The organism is Dolichospermum circinale AWQC131C, from assembly GCF_000426905.1.
Lineage (GTDB): Bacteria > Cyanobacteriota > Cyanobacteriia > Cyanobacteriales > Nostocaceae > Dolichospermum > Dolichospermum circinale.
In genome coordinates this window covers 87,653-102,457 of sequence record NZ_KE384657.1, presented here as the reverse complement: position 1 = coordinate 102,457, position 14,805 = coordinate 87,653, and the positions used below count along the sequence as shown (strand labels likewise).

Annotated in this window: 16 protein-coding genes; 8 read left to right on the top strand and 8 right to left on the bottom strand. The window is 39.6% G+C overall.

Annotated elements, in window-relative coordinates; translation table 11 throughout:
• Positions 1–155: 155 nt before the first annotated feature.
• A complete protein-coding gene (apcB, locus tag ACIR131C_RS0120560) occupies positions 156–665 on the bottom strand; it encodes an allophycocyanin subunit beta (protein ID WP_028091669.1) in 510 nt (169 codons plus the stop codon).
• A 370-nt stretch (positions 666–1,035) separates the two neighbouring features.
• On the opposite strand from apcB, the gene glnA reads away from it, so the two are divergent.
• Positions 1,036–2,451 carry a type I glutamate--ammonia ligase gene (glnA, locus tag ACIR131C_RS0120555; RefSeq protein WP_028091668.1) on the top strand — a complete coding sequence of 472 codons (1,416 nt, stop codon included), beginning with the start codon at positions 1,036–1,038 and terminating at the stop codon, positions 2,449–2,451.
• Positions 2,452–2,515: 64 nt separating this feature from the next.
• On the opposite strand, the gene gifA is transcribed toward glnA, so the two are convergent.
• The 5 genes from gifA to ACIR131C_RS0120535 all read right to left on the bottom strand — a co-directional run bounded on the left by gifA (position 2,516) and on the right by ACIR131C_RS0120535 (position 5,377).
• Positions 2,516–2,716, bottom strand: a complete 201-nt coding sequence (gene gifA / locus ACIR131C_RS0120550; RefSeq protein WP_028091667.1) for a glutamine synthetase inactivation factor IF7A — start codon at positions 2,714–2,716, stop codon at positions 2,516–2,518.
• Positions 2,717–2,945: 229 nt separating this feature from the next.
• A complete protein-coding gene (locus ACIR131C_RS0120545; protein WP_028091666.1) occupies positions 2,946–3,992 on the bottom strand; it encodes a zinc-dependent dehydrogenase in 1,047 nt (348 codons plus the stop codon).
• A gap of 56 nt (positions 3,993–4,048) precedes the next feature.
• Positions 4,049–4,651 (bottom strand): hypothetical protein, encoded by a 603-nt coding sequence (locus ACIR131C_RS23705; RefSeq protein ID WP_071604982.1) that lies wholly within the window; start codon positions 4,649–4,651, stop codon positions 4,049–4,051.
• 8 nt (positions 4,652–4,659) lie between these two features.
• Positions 4,660–4,899, bottom strand: coding sequence for a PIN domain-containing protein (locus ACIR131C_RS26375; RefSeq protein ID WP_071604981.1), 240 nt, complete (start codon positions 4,897–4,899; stop codon positions 4,660–4,662).
• A 1-nt stretch (position 4,900) separates the two neighbouring features.
• Entirely contained in the window at positions 4,901–5,377 is a 477-nt protein-coding gene (locus ACIR131C_RS0120535) for a helix-turn-helix domain-containing protein (protein ID WP_035372644.1), read from the bottom strand.
• Positions 5,378–5,538: 161 nt separating this feature from the next.
• Here ACIR131C_RS0120535 and mreD point away from each other — a divergent pair, with 161 nt between their 5' ends.
• Positions 5,539–6,156 carry a rod shape-determining protein MreD gene (mreD, locus tag ACIR131C_RS0120530; RefSeq protein WP_028091664.1) on the top strand — a complete coding sequence of 206 codons (618 nt, stop codon included), beginning with the start codon at positions 5,539–5,541 and terminating at the stop codon, positions 6,154–6,156.
• A gap of 5 nt (positions 6,157–6,161) precedes the next feature.
• A complete protein-coding gene (gene ribD / locus ACIR131C_RS0120525; RefSeq protein ID WP_028091663.1) occupies positions 6,162–7,340 on the top strand; it encodes a bifunctional diaminohydroxyphosphoribosylaminopyrimidine deaminase/5-amino-6-(5-phosphoribosylamino)uracil reductase RibD in 1,179 nt (392 codons plus the stop codon).
• A 22-nt stretch (positions 7,341–7,362) separates the two neighbouring features.
• Here ribD and ACIR131C_RS0120520 read toward each other — a convergent pair whose 3' ends face one another.
• Entirely contained in the window at positions 7,363–7,581 is a 219-nt protein-coding gene (locus ACIR131C_RS0120520; protein WP_028085144.1) for a hypothetical protein, read from the bottom strand.
• 397 nt (positions 7,582–7,978) lie between these two features.
• Between ACIR131C_RS0120520 and ACIR131C_RS0120515 the strand changes: the two genes are divergently transcribed.
• Positions 7,979–10,123 (top strand): DNA phosphorothioation-associated putative methyltransferase, encoded by a 2,145-nt coding sequence (locus tag ACIR131C_RS0120515; RefSeq protein ID WP_051347649.1) that lies wholly within the window; start codon positions 7,979–7,981, stop codon positions 10,121–10,123.
• A gap of 4 nt (positions 10,124–10,127) precedes the next feature.
• Here ACIR131C_RS0120515 and ACIR131C_RS0120510 read toward each other — a convergent pair whose 3' ends face one another.
• On the bottom strand, positions 10,128–10,715 hold the full coding sequence (locus ACIR131C_RS0120510) for a hypothetical protein (RefSeq protein ID WP_028091661.1): 588 nt from the start codon (positions 10,713–10,715) through the stop codon (positions 10,128–10,130).
• A gap of 152 nt (positions 10,716–10,867) precedes the next feature.
• On the opposite strand from ACIR131C_RS0120510, the gene ACIR131C_RS0120505 reads away from it, so the two are divergent.
• The 4 genes from ACIR131C_RS0120505 (at position 10,868) to phoU (ending at position 14,510) form a co-directional block, all read left to right on the top strand.
• Positions 10,868–11,437 (top strand): pentapeptide repeat-containing protein, encoded by a 570-nt coding sequence (locus ACIR131C_RS0120505; protein ID WP_028091660.1) that lies wholly within the window; start codon positions 10,868–10,870, stop codon positions 11,435–11,437.
• 246 nt (positions 11,438–11,683) lie between these two features.
• Positions 11,684–12,436, top strand: a complete 753-nt coding sequence (locus ACIR131C_RS0120500) for a winged helix-turn-helix domain-containing protein (RefSeq protein ID WP_028091659.1) — start codon at positions 11,684–11,686, stop codon at positions 12,434–12,436.
• 53 nt (positions 12,437–12,489) lie between these two features.
• Positions 12,490–13,800, top strand: a complete 1,311-nt coding sequence (locus ACIR131C_RS0120495; RefSeq protein WP_028091658.1) for a sensor histidine kinase — start codon at positions 12,490–12,492, stop codon at positions 13,798–13,800.
• A 32-nt stretch (positions 13,801–13,832) separates the two neighbouring features.
• Entirely contained in the window at positions 13,833–14,510 is a 678-nt protein-coding gene (gene phoU / locus ACIR131C_RS0120490; RefSeq protein WP_417033373.1) for a phosphate signaling complex protein PhoU, read from the top strand.
• Positions 14,511–14,805 lie beyond the last annotated feature (295 nt).

Here is a 14,805-nt window from a genome sequence, read left to right as displayed (position 1 = left end):
AACACGGAGGTTTGATTATGAATCATAACATTAAAAATATGAAATCATAACATTAAAAAATTGTTAAAAAATTGAAGATCTTTAACTTTACGACTTTGTACCTTTGCGCGAAATAACATCTAGGGGTAATATGAATTACCCCTAACAATTAAGTCCTAAACATCAATCTCACTCAACTCACGAGTGATATAATCAAAAGGCTCATCCACAAAAGCAGCATTGGTAATACCCGCAACTGCTACTTGTTCTTTAACAAGATCCTTCATAATCTGGATACCTTGCACTGTTGAACCAATGGGTACACCCAAGGAATTGTAAGTTTCCCGTAGTCCTTGTAACACACGCTCGTCAAGTACATTCATATTACCCGCAACTAACGCATAGGTAGCATAGCGCAGATAATAGTCCATATCCCGTAAACAAGCCGCAAAACGACGAGTTGTATAAGCATTACCACCGGGACGAATTAATTCTGGTAACTGTTCAAATAACTTTGCACCAGCTTGTTTAACAATTGCGGCTGCATTAGCATTAATTGCTGCTGCGGCTTGTATTCTGGCTGTTCCACTCTCAAAGTAAGATTTGAGACTATCAATGGCGTTCCGGTCAAAATAACGACCGGTTACGTCATAATTCTTAATTAAAGTTGTAACGGCATCGCGCATTTTTTTCTCCCAATTGTCAACTATTTATGGTTTGATATTAAATTGGCTGCAATTACGCACCAATAGAATTTTGTGCCAATTCGCATAAAATAGACTTTGGCACAAAACTATTCATCTACTACTTAAGGATTTTATGCCAAAGTTGACCCTTGATGATAAAGTTTATAGTTTTGTACAAATTACGAAAGAAAGGTTAACATAACCTGTAATCCAGACAATCTGTAACTAACATGACAAAATCATGTCAAGTTAACTATTTACGATATTTCAGGTGGTGTGTGACAACTTGGTTGAGCGTAACAGGGTGAGAACGTCTTATGATGGTTTGGGTTTATATTAGGTAATTGCCTACAGAAGGAGTAAAGTAACAATGGCAACCCCAAAAGAAATCTTGAAGAAGATTCAAGACGAAAAAATTCAGATGATTGATCTGAAATTCATTGATACACTGGGAACTTGGCAGCATTTGACCATGTACCAAGACCAAATTGATGAAAGTTCATTCTCTGACGGTGTTCCCTTCGACGGTTCTAGTATTCGGGGTTGGAAGGGTATCGAAGAATCTGACATGACAATGGTACTCGATCCCAACACTGCTTGGATCGATCCCTTCATGAAAGAACCAACTCTAAGTATCATTTGTAGTATTAAAGAACCTCGTACAGGTCAGTGGTATAACCGTTGTCCCCGCGTTATTGCCCAAAAAGCCATAGACTACTTAGCTTCTACTGGACTTGGTGATACAGCTTTCTTTGGTCCTGAAGCTGAATTTTTCATTTTTGATGATGTCCGCTACGACCAAACCACTAACTCAGGTTACTATTATGTAGATTCTGTAGAAGGTCGTTGGAATACTGGTAGAGAAGAAAAGCCTAACCTGGGTTATAAAACCCGCGTTAAGGAAGGTTACTTCCCCGTACCTCCCACAGACAGCTTTCAAGATATGCGGACGGAAATGCTGTTGATCATGAAAGATTGTGGTGTACCTATTGAAAAACAACACCATGAGGTAGCCACCGGTGGTCAGTGCGAACTTGGTTTCCGTTTTGGTAAGTTAATTGAAGCTGCTGACTGGTTAATGACTTACAAATATGTCATTAAGAACGTTGCTAGAAAATATGGCAAAACTGTCACCTTCATGCCTAAACCCATTTTTGGTGATAATGGTTCTGGTATGCACTGTCACCAGTCTATCTGGAAAAATGGTCAACCTCTTTTTGCGGGTGACAAGTACGCTGGTATGAGTGAAATGGGACTTTACTACATTGGTGGTATTCTCAAACACGCTCCAGCGTTGTTGGCAATCACTAACCCCACAACAAACTCTTACAAGCGTCTTGTACCTGGTTATGAAGCACCTGTAAACTTGGCTTACTCCCAAGGTAATCGTTCTGCTTCGGTCCGCATTCCTCTTTCTGGAGATAACCCCAAAGCCAAGCGCTTAGAATTTCGTTGTCCAGACGCTACTTCTAACCCTTACTTGGCTTTTGCGGCTATGCTTTGTGCTGGTATTGACGGTATCAAAAACAAAATTCATCCGGGTGAACCCTTAGATAAAAATATCTATGAACTTTCCCCAGAAGAATTATCTAAGATTCCTTCCACTCCCGGTTCTTTAGAATTGGCTTTGGAAGCTTTGGAAAATGATCACGCTTTCTTAACTGAAACTGGTGTTTTCTCTGAAGATTTCATTGAGAACTGGATTGATTACAAAATTGCTAATGAAGTTAAGCAAATGCAATTGCGTCCACATCCTTATGAATTCTTCTTGTATTACGATTGCTAATTACAACAATTACTAACGTACAACTAATTTTTTAGCCACCCTCTGGGGTGGCTTTCTTTTTCTCTTAACTCATAGTCGCTTGGCTGCGTCCATAAAGGGTCTGGGTAGCCGCATCCATCTTACCTTGAATGGGATTCCAATAGTGAGACATTTCTTCGTGCAAACCAAGTTCCTGTGCAGCACGCATCAGCATGGACTGTTGACGGTTTTTAGCTTGCTGATGTTGACGTACCATCAATTGACGAGCTTTTTCTTGAATAGACATGACACTACCTCCCTGTATTTATTTACTAAGAAATAATTTCCTACTTCCTGCAATTTGATGATAACACAAAAATCTGTAGTGTAAACTACAAAATCTTAAATAAATATGATTATATTTCTTCTATGCTGCTTGTACTCTACATGAGAACATAAAAGTCTGTAGCGTAACCTACAAAATTGAGAAATGATATAAAAATTCATAAATGCTTTCCCCCTCTCCCCTGGTTGTCTTAGGGATAGATTAAGATTTTATAAGTTTCTGCTGTCGGGGCGATCGCTTGGTCTACGGCTTGTGGTAGATCTTGTAGGGGATAGCGATCGCTAATTAAAGCTTTAACATCAATGCGGCGATTAAAGACAATATCCGCAGCTAGACTTTGTAAACGGTAGGACGAGCTATAACTACCCATTAGATCTATTTCTCGACGATAGAGGATATTAGGATTAATGGGAATGGTCAATTCATCGGGAAATTCCGCAAAAAATAGGATTTTTCCACCTTTGCGAGTACAGTCCAAAGCTTGAAAAAACGCTTTATCGCTAGGAACTGCTAATAAAGTGACATCAACCCCCATACCCCCAGTCAAAGCTTGAACTTTGGCGGGTAAATCAGGATCACGGGCATCAAAAGCTGCTTGTGCGCCTACTGCCAGGGCTTTTTCAATTCTAGAAGGTAAGAGGTCTGTAGCGATCGCTTTAGCCCCAAAGAACTTCACCAACATCATAAACATTAAGCCAATAGGACCTGCACCTGTTACCAGTACAGTTTGACCTGGTGCAATTTGGGCTTTTTTAACAGCTTTTAAACAGCAATTAGTAGGTTCAACAAAACTAGCTTCTTCAAAACTGATATGATCAGGAATGGGAATTAAGCCACCATTTTCCACAATGTGGGCTGGAACTTTCACATACTCAGCAAAACCGCCGCCACTGGGGTTAAAACCCGCGCTAGTGGAGATATTTTTATAAACATCGCACATGGAAAAATTATCATTTAAGCAATAGGCGCAACGCATACATGGTATATGGTGCATCACCGCTACCCGTTGTCCTACCTGCCACCCTTGCACCTGAGAACCAACAGCCGCAATAGTTCCAGCAGTTTCATGTCCAAATATGCGTGGCGGTTCATACAAAGGATAGCGAATCTTTTTAATATCTGACTGACACAAACCCACAACCCGCACCTGGACTAGAACTTCACCTGCTTCTAGGGTGGGAACTGGGACTTCTTCGTAGGATAGGCGATTTACGCCTCTAAATACTTGTGCTTTCACGTTGGTTTTTTATGATTCAACGTTACTAGATTTAACATCTTGTGGTTAAAGTTAGGTTATGGAGTTTGAGACTTTTGTATTTCAGCTTCTTGTAATTGCTGCTCTAAGCTTTTTTCAAATCTTTGGAATACTTCAACATCTGCTGATGAAAGATATCCTCCGATTTCCCCATTCTCAAATCTGAGAATCTCACCACGGTTGTCTTTAGCAGTAATTGTTAAAATTTCCCCTTTTTGCCAAAGACTATATCGCTTACCTTCATAGTACCGCCCACCATCTGGTGCTACTTTACCTAGTTTATCTAATGTTTTTTTGGCAATTTGCATAATTACGTCACCATAGAATTGGCAGCGAATAGTATGAGTAAATTTTGGTACTCTATTCTTTCTGTTTAAATTAGTTGTTTCTAACTTGTCAATAATCTCAGGAACACTTTTTGGAACTTTAAGCTCATTAGACTGTTCCCAAATAATTTTAATCATTGTTCCTGGATTTTGCTCATCAAGGTACACCAGAAAATCATCGGCGTGCCAAGCTTCAATACCCCAAGGAGCTAAAGCTTCTGTGGGAAAACCATCCATGTCAACAGTAACGATGACTTCTGCCTTAGCAACTATAGCAGCAGCAATAACATGACGATCATCTGGATTATTTGTCATCTTTGTAACTAAATGCTCTGGCACTTCCACAATTGCTTCAGGAAAGTATTTCTGATTTCCTCCTGTAAGTATGCTGCTTTAGCATTCGTTTTCATTCTTCCATTTTGTACAAGTTGGCGAGTAACACGATCTAGAATTTCTTGTGAAAAATGAAGTTCGTATAACTCCGCTTCAGCAGCACGCATCAAAGTATCACGTAAGGGCATGGGGTAGATGACACAGGAATCTAAAATTACAGAGAGTACCATTTTACTGATCTAATTCGCTACTCTCATCATCATAGAACCCTTCAACTTCCAAAAACTGAGTAAATTGCTTAATTCCTTCCCGACGCTTAGTATCTCGTTCTTCCTTATATTTCATTAAATCATCAAAGCGAACACGCCGATGTGTTCCTACTCTAATACAAGGAATTTCACCTTGATCTAATAACTTAATCAGGTAAGGACGGGAAACTTTAAGAAGGTCTGCTGCTTCTTGTGTTGTCAATTTTTGCTCTTGGGGGACTATAGAAATGGCCTTACCTAAAGCCATTGCATGAACAGCTTGAAGTAATATCTTATATACTGAGTCGGGAATAATAATTTCTTGACCGTCCGCGCCTACTAATTTTGGTGGAGAAGGTTGAGCTTTGAGTAAATTTTCCAGGTATTTGATTGATAACTGTTCATCTACTACATGAAAATGAGGCTTAATTGCCTCTACAGGTTGGTTTTGGACAGGCATGATATTCTTCATAATGGTTAGATTTGTGATATATTCTCTAATTGCATAATATCTTTTATTTTCGCTAAACGCAATATCCGAAACGATAGTTAAATAACAAGGGGTTGCATAATGGCGGTATGAATGACAGCATCAGAAGATAATTACCAATTACCGAAACGATGAAAATACCCGGATTTACTGGAGAAAGGAACAAAAAAGCAGCCATACCAGCCCGAAAGTCCCGTTTTTTGATTCCGCCATTAGTCCAATGGCATCCTTGGTGGCATCAATTTATAGATTGGATGGTAATATTCAACACAGTGATGTTATGTTTATTAATGTTGCCAACTCGTCTGCCTGGGATGGAGTTATTAGGTATAACTCCTAACTGGCTACTAATTTGGGTAGTGTCTTGGAGTGTAAACCGGTCAGTATTATCTGGTATGCTATCAGGCATTATTTTAGGGCTATTGCAAGACGCAATGACATCACCAGATCCAACTCATGCCTTGGGTTTGGGAATAATAGGGATGTTAACAGCACTAATTCAAAAACAGCGGTTTATTCAAGAAGACTTTATTTCTATTGCTTTAATTGTATTTGGGATGGCTGTGGTGGCAGATACTATTTTTGCTGTGCAGTTGTCTTGGGCAGGAAATCGTCATCTAGCCAGCATTTGGACCTATTACCAGCGTGTTACCCTAGCTTCGGCAATTCTTAGCAGTTTGTGGGCCCCGGTGGTTTATTATCCTCTTAATCGCTGGTGGCGGCAGATAAAATTAATTCGTAACTCATAAGTCCAATGGATAAGCTCCCGGAAATCTCGCTCACATCTCTATCTTTTCCTCAAAGTCCTCTTGTAGAACAGGCTGTAGTTACAGAAAAAATCGCTAATGACTTTGACTCTAGGATGATGCTACGCTGTCTAGAACTAGCTGCTAAAGCTTTGGGACGGACTTCACCAAATCCCTTAGTCGGGGCGGTGGTTGTTCAAAATGGGGAGGTTGTGGGGGAAGGATTTCATCCCCGTGCGGGTGAACCTCATGCAGAAGTTTTTGCCCTGAAAGCAGCGGGAGAAGGAGCGCGAGGAAGCACTATTTATGTCAGTCTTGAACCTTGTAACCACTATGGACGCACTCCTCCCTGTTCAGAAGCATTAATTAATGCTGGAGTGTCTAAGGTGGTGGTGGGAATGGTTGATCCTAATCCCTTAGTCGCTGGTGGCGGTATAGCGCGGTTACGTGCTGCTGGTATAGAAGTTGTCGTCGGCGTAGAAGAAGCAGCCTGTCGGCGATTAAATGAAGGGTTTATTCATCGTATTCTCTATCAGCGACCTTTAGGGATTTTGAAATATGCTATGACCTTAGATGGCAAAATTGCTACTACTTCCGGTCATAGTGCTTGGGTAACAAATCAAGATGCTCGCGCGGAGGTTCATCGCTTACGAGCCGCTTGTGATGCTGTTATTGTCGGTGGAAACACGGTTAGACAAGATAACCCTGATTTAACTAGCCACAACTGTAATACTCATAATCCCCTGCGAGTAGTGATGAGTCGAAGCCTGAATCTACCAGAACAAGCTCGATTGTGGGATACCAGTGAAGCTCCAACTTTAGTTATGACGGAGGTTGGCAGCTCACAGACTTTTCAAAATATGCTGCGGGAAAAAGGGGTGGAGGTACTGGAATTTACATCACTGACTCCAGAACAAGTTATGACTCATTTATATGAGCGCGGTTTTTGTAGCGTACTATGGGAATGTGGTGGTATTCTAGCAGCTAATGCGATCGCTCAAGGCGCAGTCCAAAAAATTATGGCATTTATCGCCCCCAAAATTATTGGTGGAAATCATGCTCCCACGCCTGTAGGAGATTTAGGTTTAACCAGTATGACCCAAGCATTACCTCTGGAACGGGTAAGTTGGCGAATTGTCGGCTCTGACTGCTTAGTAGAAGGTTATTTACCATCAGTAGTTAATTGAATTAAGTAGCATAAAGACTTAATCATGTTTGTTGACGCTCATAAGCTAAATCACGAATCAAACTCAGCCGAGATTGAATATAATCACAGAGGAAATCAATCTCACTGGCATCTAAGAAAGCTTGATTAGTGATTTGTTTTACCAACCACTGTACTAAACTATCATCATCAAGCTGTAAAAGTGTTACTGTGTGGGTAGCTTCAATTATAGACCAAAGCTGACGCATGATTGTGGGAGTCATTAGACCTCTATTTAATCATTAGTTAGTTGTTTTCAGATTACACAATTGTCATCTTAAGTGACTGCATAAATCTATAACTAGATATAAGTATTATTAAAAATTTAATAATTAGACAAATATCTTGATTTTAATTAAGAATTGTCAATTTATATGAATTAACAAAACTTTACTCATCTCAAATTTTTGTTTCTGGCCTTTTGGCTCTTTTTGCTATATTTAATCAATATCAGAACGAACCTACTAGGACAACTAGGACAACTAGGACAACTAGGACCGAGATAAATGACGCTTTGAGCGGTTTTTGTCTAAGTTATCACGTTTTTCATTTCCATTTTCAGCTTTTTGTACTAAAGTAATTTTAATCAGGTTATCTCTATTTTTACAAGATGACAGATTCATGTTTGAACCTGACAATATCACCAATACCCTTGAGGAAAACCTCTCCAAGTTTTATCCTCTTGAACTCGGTAACATAATTCAATATTGCCAAAATAGTCCCTTTGGCAAAATTTTACCAGATGCTTTTTACATTCATGTTTTAGCATTACATACTCTTGACCCTTGGCTGCAAGAATATGAAGGTTGTGTTCGTAGGGCTTTACCTCAAGTTCAATCAGCAACGATAGTTAAATTTAGCACTAATAAACCCAAAATTTCCTATTTATTTTATCCTGAATTTGATACAGACCCTCATCCGTCTTTACACTATAGTATTCAGGTGGATTTAGCAACTCTAGAAGTTGGTTATCGAGATTACAGGAATTCGGAAAATCCCCCCATTTTACACCGCAAAGAAACTTTTGTTACCCCAGAATATCCCTTGTATGCAGACTTTGCAGCTTTAACTCGCGCTGAAATAAATTTAGGACTCCTTAATCACACTAAAGGAATTGGTACTAAGTTAGGTTGGGAACAAAGGCTACAAATTTTTGGAGTAGAAATTCAGGGACATCACTTAATTCAACAACCCAGTCGTTCTGTAGCCACAACCATAGTCCCAAAAATAGAGCGTCACAAAGCCGCAATTATTCGTCCTGATTTATCCCGTCCCGTCCGTTTAGCCCTGGAATCTGGGTTATTTAGCCCAGATTCCACCTTTTTTGATTACGGTTGTGGCCATGGTGGAGATGTGACTCGTATGGCTGAACAAGGTTATATAAGTTCTGGCTGGGATCCGTACTATTCCCCAGATACACCGCCCATGGCTGCGGATATTGTTAATATCGGTTTTGTGATCAATGTCATTGAAAATACTAGCGAGCGCCGGGAAGCCCTAATTCAAGCCTGGGAACTGACTCAAAAGGTACTGTTAGTAGCTGCTCAGGTGTTGATAGCCGATATTAAACGCGGTGTGATTGCTTATGGCGACGGGGTGATCACCAATCGTAACACATTTCAGAAATATTATGAACAAGAAGAATTAAAAATTTACATTGACCAAGTGTTAGGAGTGGATGCTATTCCCGTGGACTTGGGTATTTATTTTGTCTTTCGAGATGAAGCTGACGCGGAATTATTTCGGGTTTCTCGTTTCCGGTCTCGTGCTACTACCCCTAGAATACGTAATTGTGTGAAACAGTTTCAGGAACACCAAGAATTATTGACTCCCCTGATGAATTTTATCACAGAACGGGGAAGACTGCCCATTAAAGGTGAATTACCCCAAGAGGCGGAAATTGCTCAGGAATTTGGCAGTTTACGCCGGGCTTTTAATGTCATTATACAGGCAACTGACTCAGAAGAATGGCAAGCGATCGCTGACAAACGCCGTCAAGACCTAATGGTTTATTTAGCACTCTGTAATTTTAGCCGTCGTCCCAGATTAGGACAATTAGCACCAGCGGTAAAGGAGGACATAATTGGTTTATATAGTAGTTATAAACAAGCTTGTTTAGACGCTGATCAAATGTTACGTAGTTTAGGAAATACAGAACTAATCATTAAACGTTGTCAAGAAAGCAAAGTAGGTAAAAAACTTCCTAATTCCCTTTTGGTACATATTTCCGCATTACAAGCAATAGACCCTTTATTACGGCTTTATGAAGGCTGCGCTAGTCGCACCATTGGCAGATTAGAAGCCGCAAATGTGATTAAATTCCATCTAAAAACACCGAAAATATCCTATTTATTTTACCCTGATTTTGATAGCAACCCCCACCCAATTTTATCAAAAGTGATGACAATTGATTTACGAGATTTGCAAGTTACTTATCAAGATTATGATCTAGAAGATGACCCACCAATATTACACCAAATAGATGCTTTAGTCACTCCCGATTATCCCCAATATGAGAAATTTGCTAAATTAACTCGTCAAGAGGAAAATAGAGGACTTTTGGATAATTGGCACAGTATTAGTCATCTTTCTGGTTGGAAAAAATGCTTAAAAGAAAACTGCACTGTTATTAATGGTTATAGGTTAATTTGGTGCAAAGATGCGGATGTTTATAAGTTAAAAGCACTGAAAGCAGCTTTGAGAACTCGACAAAAAAATAATAATTTTGCTCACGCAGAGTCCCAGAGTCGCAGAGAGGAGGAATAGGGATTTATGTTTGTTTTGTTTGTTTTGCTAGTTTTATCCAGTTTTCAATTCCTTTTTTTGTCGGTGTTCCTAAGTTATTAAATGTCCAAATATCCCGTTTATGTTGTTGTCCATAACTAATGTGAATTGGTTGATAGTTACTGTAAAAATACAGGGAATCAAAAGGTAGTTTACTTTGTAATATCCATTCTACTAATTCTGTGCTGGGTAAGTCTCTAATTAGAAAATCACAGGCCGCACCTAATCTTTGACAGTAATATTGACCATTTTTGTTAATTTCATGGCTCATATGTTGGTCAAGATTTGGGGCTACACGCCCATTTTTTTGACCTGTAACTGGGTCTTTTTTCTCAAGATACTTTTTTAAGTCTGAGGAACAAAAACCGTAGGTAAGATCAAATTTATCTCCACCAAAATAATCTATAATTGGGTCAATGATAAATTTGTTTAAATCCTGTAAAGCCGGAATTACTTCTGGTAGATTTTGAGGATAGGGGTTGATATTTTCGGCGTATTTATGATAAGTTTGAGTGCAGGTACAAAATTCTTCTAAGGTTAGATATTTGCCTAGTTTTAAATTGCTATTATCCATAAATACAAAAGCATTAAGGTTAGCTGTTATATTGTAAGTAGGTGAACGGAAAAAAACCGACATAAGTAACAAAAAGTAAAGTTATCCAAAATCTCTTCCCTGTTCCCTGTTCCCTGTTCCCTGTTCCCTCTTTCTTTTATCAAGGTGTATATATGAATGTTAAAGAACTTTTAGCTAGATACGCGACAGGAGAAAGAAGTTTTAATGGCATTGTATTAAAAGGAGCAAACCTAGAAGGAGTCAATTTGGGTGGTGTGGATTTTGGTAGAGCAGATTTAAGAGGAGCAAATCTGACAGATGCTTTTTTAAGTGGAGCTAATTTGAGTAAAGCCAATTTACAAGGGGCAAAGTTAAAAGGGGCGCACTTATCTGAAATTATTCTTTGTGGTTCTGATTTAACTCAAGCTACATTGGAAATGGCACATTTAAACGAATCCGACCTCAGCGGGGCATTGTTAAGTGGTGCTAACTTGTGTGATGCTAATTTACACATGGCCTCAATTTCCGCTGCAAATCTCCGGGGTGCAAACCTGAGTGGTGCGAAAATGGGGGGTGTGAGAATGTGGAAAGCAGACTTACAAGGAGCAGACTTGAGTGGTGCTGATTTAAGCGAGGCTAATTTGTGCGAAGTTAATTTAACAGGTGCAAATTTAAATGCTACAGATATGAGTGAAACGTTCTTAACAGGTGCGATTATGCCTGATGGTAGCATACATAGTTAATTCAGATACTTCAATCCCGGACATTAACTAAAGCCCTGACTACAAAAGGATGATAAGTAGGTGAACGGAAAAAAACCGACATAAGTAACAAAGAGTAAAGTTCCCTGTTCCCTGTTCCCTGTTCCCTGTTCACGGAAAATTACTGCTACAAAAATTTACAAATAAAGTAAATAGAAAAAAATTAAATCAATATCTTCTTGGCATGATTTCCCATATACTAGACTTTGTTATACACTTAAAAAGTTAATGTATACCAGCGAATTAACTAAATATTCTGCGAAAGCGGACATTGGAAAAACCAGCCGTATCTTCATAGTCGAAGATGAAGAATTGATTCGAGAAATGATAGTTGTGGCGTTGGAGGCGGAAGGATATGATATAATCACTGCTAGTGATGGCCGGGCAGCGGTAGAATATCTCAAAAGTTATGAACATAATTCTGAGGAATTATCTTTAGACTTAGTGATATTAGATATAATGTTGCCTCAGATCAATGGTCTCGATATTTGCCGTTTTTTACGTCATCAAGGGAACTCAGTGCCAATTTTAATCCTGAGTGCTAAAGGTAGTGAAACCGACCGGGTGCTAGGGTTAGAAGTGGGTGCTGACGACTATCTCACCAAACCATTTAGTATGCGGGAATTAGTAGCCCGGTGTCGAGCGTTACTTCGTCGCCAACGTTTAAGCGTACCACCACAAACTCCCATTCTCAAGCACAAAGATATAACTTTAAATGCTCGTGAGTGTCGGGTTATGGTGCGTGGAGAGGAGGTAAATTTGTCACCTAAAGAGTTTCGGCTATTAGAACTCTTTATGAATTATACCCGTCGGGTATGGTCACGGGAGCAATTACTAGATCAGGTATGGGGACCTGACTTTATTGGTGATAGTAAAACTGTTGATGTTCATATCCGCTGGTTACGAGAAAAATTAGAAATAGATCCCAGTCATCCAGAATGTATTGTTACTGTGAGAGGTTTTGGTTACAGATTTGGGTAATTAATCAAGATAGTTGTTAGCTTTGAGTGATAATACACCAACTAACAACTTCTATGTTTTTATTGGGATTTTTACTGGGTTTAGCTGTCGGCCTTGGTTTTTGGGTTTGGCAACTAGTTCATCTGAACTGGTATCTAGAGCGGTTACTGCAACCCTTCAATTCTCCTGCCCAGAAAATGACGAATATCAAACTGCTGCTGAGACCTCGCTTACGTCAGGAAATTGCCCTCGTGAATAGACAGCGACAAGATATACAGCAGTCCTTATCTACCTATCAGGAATTGCTGGATTTTGCACCCCTGGGATATTTACAAGTAGACGAAGAAAACCAACTGCTGTGGTGTAATCAGCAAGCACGGGAAATATTATATCTCCAAAGATGGCAACCAGGACAAGTCCGGTTATTATTAGAATTGGTCAGATCCTACGAATTAGATCAGTTAATTGAACAAACTCGTAATTGGCAAAAACCACAGGTACAAGAATGGGTTTTTCATCCCCCTTGTGAAGATGCCAAGGTGATGACACAATTAAAGTCTATGTTCCTACGGGCTTCTACTTTACCTTTACCAACAGGACAAGTTGGCGTATTTTTGGAAAATTGTCAGCCGATGCTAGATATCAAGCAAGAACGCGATCGCTCTTTTTCCGATTTAGCTCACGAACTCAGAACACCCCTAACTGCAATTCGTCTAGTAGTGGAAACCCTGTTAACTCGGTTAGAACCACCTTTAGATCGTTGGGTTAATAGGCTGATGCAAGAAGTTGATAGACTGATTAATTTAGTACAAAGTTGGTTAGAACTGACACAAATAGAAAATAACCCCACCATGCAGTTAAACTTAGAAATGGTGGAAATGCGATCGCTTATTGCCTCAGCATGGCAAACTCTAGAACCAATTGCCCAACTTCAATCTTTAAGTATATCCTATACTGGACTAGAAAACATTTACATTAGAGCAGATAAATCCCGACTTTATCAAGTATTTGTTAACTTACTAGATAATAGCATCAAATATAGTCCCCCGGCGACAACTATTCACATTGAGACTAAAATAATTGCTGTTGACCACAGGCAAATACTGGAAATAAATATTATTGATGCCGGTATTGGTTTTGCTATTAGTGACTTACCTCATGTATTTGAACGGTTTTATCGAGGAGATAAAGCCCGTTATCGTTCACCAGTCAATGAAGTAAATTCTACAACGGGAATTGCTGGTAGTGGCTTAGGTTTGGCCATTGTCCAGCAAATAGTTATTGCCCATGGTGGTTCAATTCAGGCCATGAACCATCCAGACACTGGTGGCGCTTGGATACAAGTTCAATTTCCGCAAATGATCACAAATTCACCTCAGTCTTGACTATAGTTAAGACAATATATAGTTTTTTTAATATGACCAGCGTGGAAACTGTACTTTATACACCGAATCATGAAACACCCCAAATAAAACGTTCCATTAGGCGTTTAGAACGGGATTTATTACGCATGGGTGCTTTAGTAGAACAATCATTTCGGCTCTGTCACCAAGCCCTATTTAACCGCGACTTAATGGCAGCGGAACAAATACCCCGACTAGATAAAAAAATTGACCGCTTTTATCGGCAAATAGAATCAGACTGCACCACCATTATCACCCATCAATCACCCACGGAACAGGATCTACGGTGTTTGAGTGCTTTTATGCAATTAGTCCGCGATTTAGAACGCATTGGGGATTATGCTAAGGAATTGGCAGATATTGCCATTAAAATCTTTCCCTATCCTCCCCATAGTTCTTTACCGAAGATTGCTATTATGTCTCAACACGCCCAAGCAATGTTAGCTACTTGTTTAGTTGCTTTGGCGGAGTTAGACGAAACCAGTGGACAACGGATGAATCAGTTAGATGATGCTGTAGATAATGCTTATGAGCATCTTTATCAAACCTTTGCTCACATTCAGGATTTTCCGGGGGTAATTGAGCCAATTTTACTGTTAACCCTAGCCATTCGTTCTTTAGAACGCATGGCAGACCACGCCACCAACATTGCCCAACGAGTCACATATATTGTCACAGGTCAACGTTGTTAAATTGGATTTCCGGCAGAAATTAATTCCCGTAGGGTGTGTTAGCTGTCTTCGTAACGCACCAAACATTTAATAATTCTGGGTTATGGATCTCATCTCCACTACCCTGCAATACCCTAGACTATTTTTGACAGGACTTAACGCAGGTATAATATTTTAGATTGTAGTAGACATCTGCAAAAAAGAATGTAGGGACAATTCATGAATGAATTGTCCCTACAAGGGTTTAAGGCTACGCATATTTAATTTCTGGAGATGTCTAGTGAGAACTAAAGTTTCTCTCTTTGAGAGGTTGGAG

Excerpts from the sequence above, each read along its gene's own strand:
- apcB (WP_028091669.1), bottom strand. The coding sequence starts at position 665 with ATGCGCGATGCCGTTACAACTTTAATTAAGAATTATGACGTAACCGGT.
- ACIR131C_RS26375 (WP_071604981.1), bottom strand. The coding sequence starts at position 4,899 with ATGGTACTCTCTGTAATTTTAGATTCCTGTGTCATCTACCCCATGCCC.
- ACIR131C_RS0120520 (WP_028085144.1), bottom strand. The coding sequence starts at position 7,581 with ATGACTCCCACAATCATGCGTCAGCTTTGGTCTATAATTGAAGCTACC.
- ACIR131C_RS0120535 (WP_035372644.1), bottom strand. The coding sequence starts at position 5,377 with ATGCCTGTCCAAAACCAACCTGTAGAGGCAATTAAGCCTCATTTTCAT.
- phoU (WP_417033373.1), top strand. The coding sequence starts at position 13,833 with ATGACCAGCGTGGAAACTGTACTTTATACACCGAATCATGAAACACCC.
- ribD (WP_028091663.1), top strand. The coding sequence starts at position 6,162 with ATGGATAAGCTCCCGGAAATCTCGCTCACATCTCTATCTTTTCCTCAA.
- ACIR131C_RS23705 (WP_071604982.1), bottom strand. The coding sequence starts at position 4,651 with ATGACAAATAATCCAGATGATCGTCATGTTATTGCTGCTGCTATAGTT.
- glnA (WP_028091668.1), top strand. The coding sequence starts at position 1,036 with ATGGCAACCCCAAAAGAAATCTTGAAGAAGATTCAAGACGAAAAAATT.
- ACIR131C_RS0120515 (WP_051347649.1), top strand. The coding sequence starts at position 7,979 with ATGTTTGAACCTGACAATATCACCAATACCCTTGAGGAAAACCTCTCC.
- mreD (WP_028091664.1), top strand. The coding sequence starts at position 5,539 with ATGAAAATACCCGGATTTACTGGAGAAAGGAACAAAAAAGCAGCCATA.
- ACIR131C_RS0120500 (WP_028091659.1), top strand. The coding sequence starts at position 11,684 with ATGTATACCAGCGAATTAACTAAATATTCTGCGAAAGCGGACATTGGA.
- ACIR131C_RS0120510 (WP_028091661.1), bottom strand. The coding sequence starts at position 10,715 with ATGGATAATAGCAATTTAAAACTAGGCAAATATCTAACCTTAGAAGAA.
- ACIR131C_RS0120495 (WP_028091658.1), top strand. The coding sequence starts at position 12,490 with ATGTTTTTATTGGGATTTTTACTGGGTTTAGCTGTCGGCCTTGGTTTT.
- gifA (WP_028091667.1), bottom strand. The coding sequence starts at position 2,716 with ATGTCTATTCAAGAAAAAGCTCGTCAATTGATGGTACGTCAACATCAG.
- ACIR131C_RS0120505 (WP_028091660.1), top strand. The coding sequence starts at position 10,868 with ATGAATGTTAAAGAACTTTTAGCTAGATACGCGACAGGAGAAAGAAGT.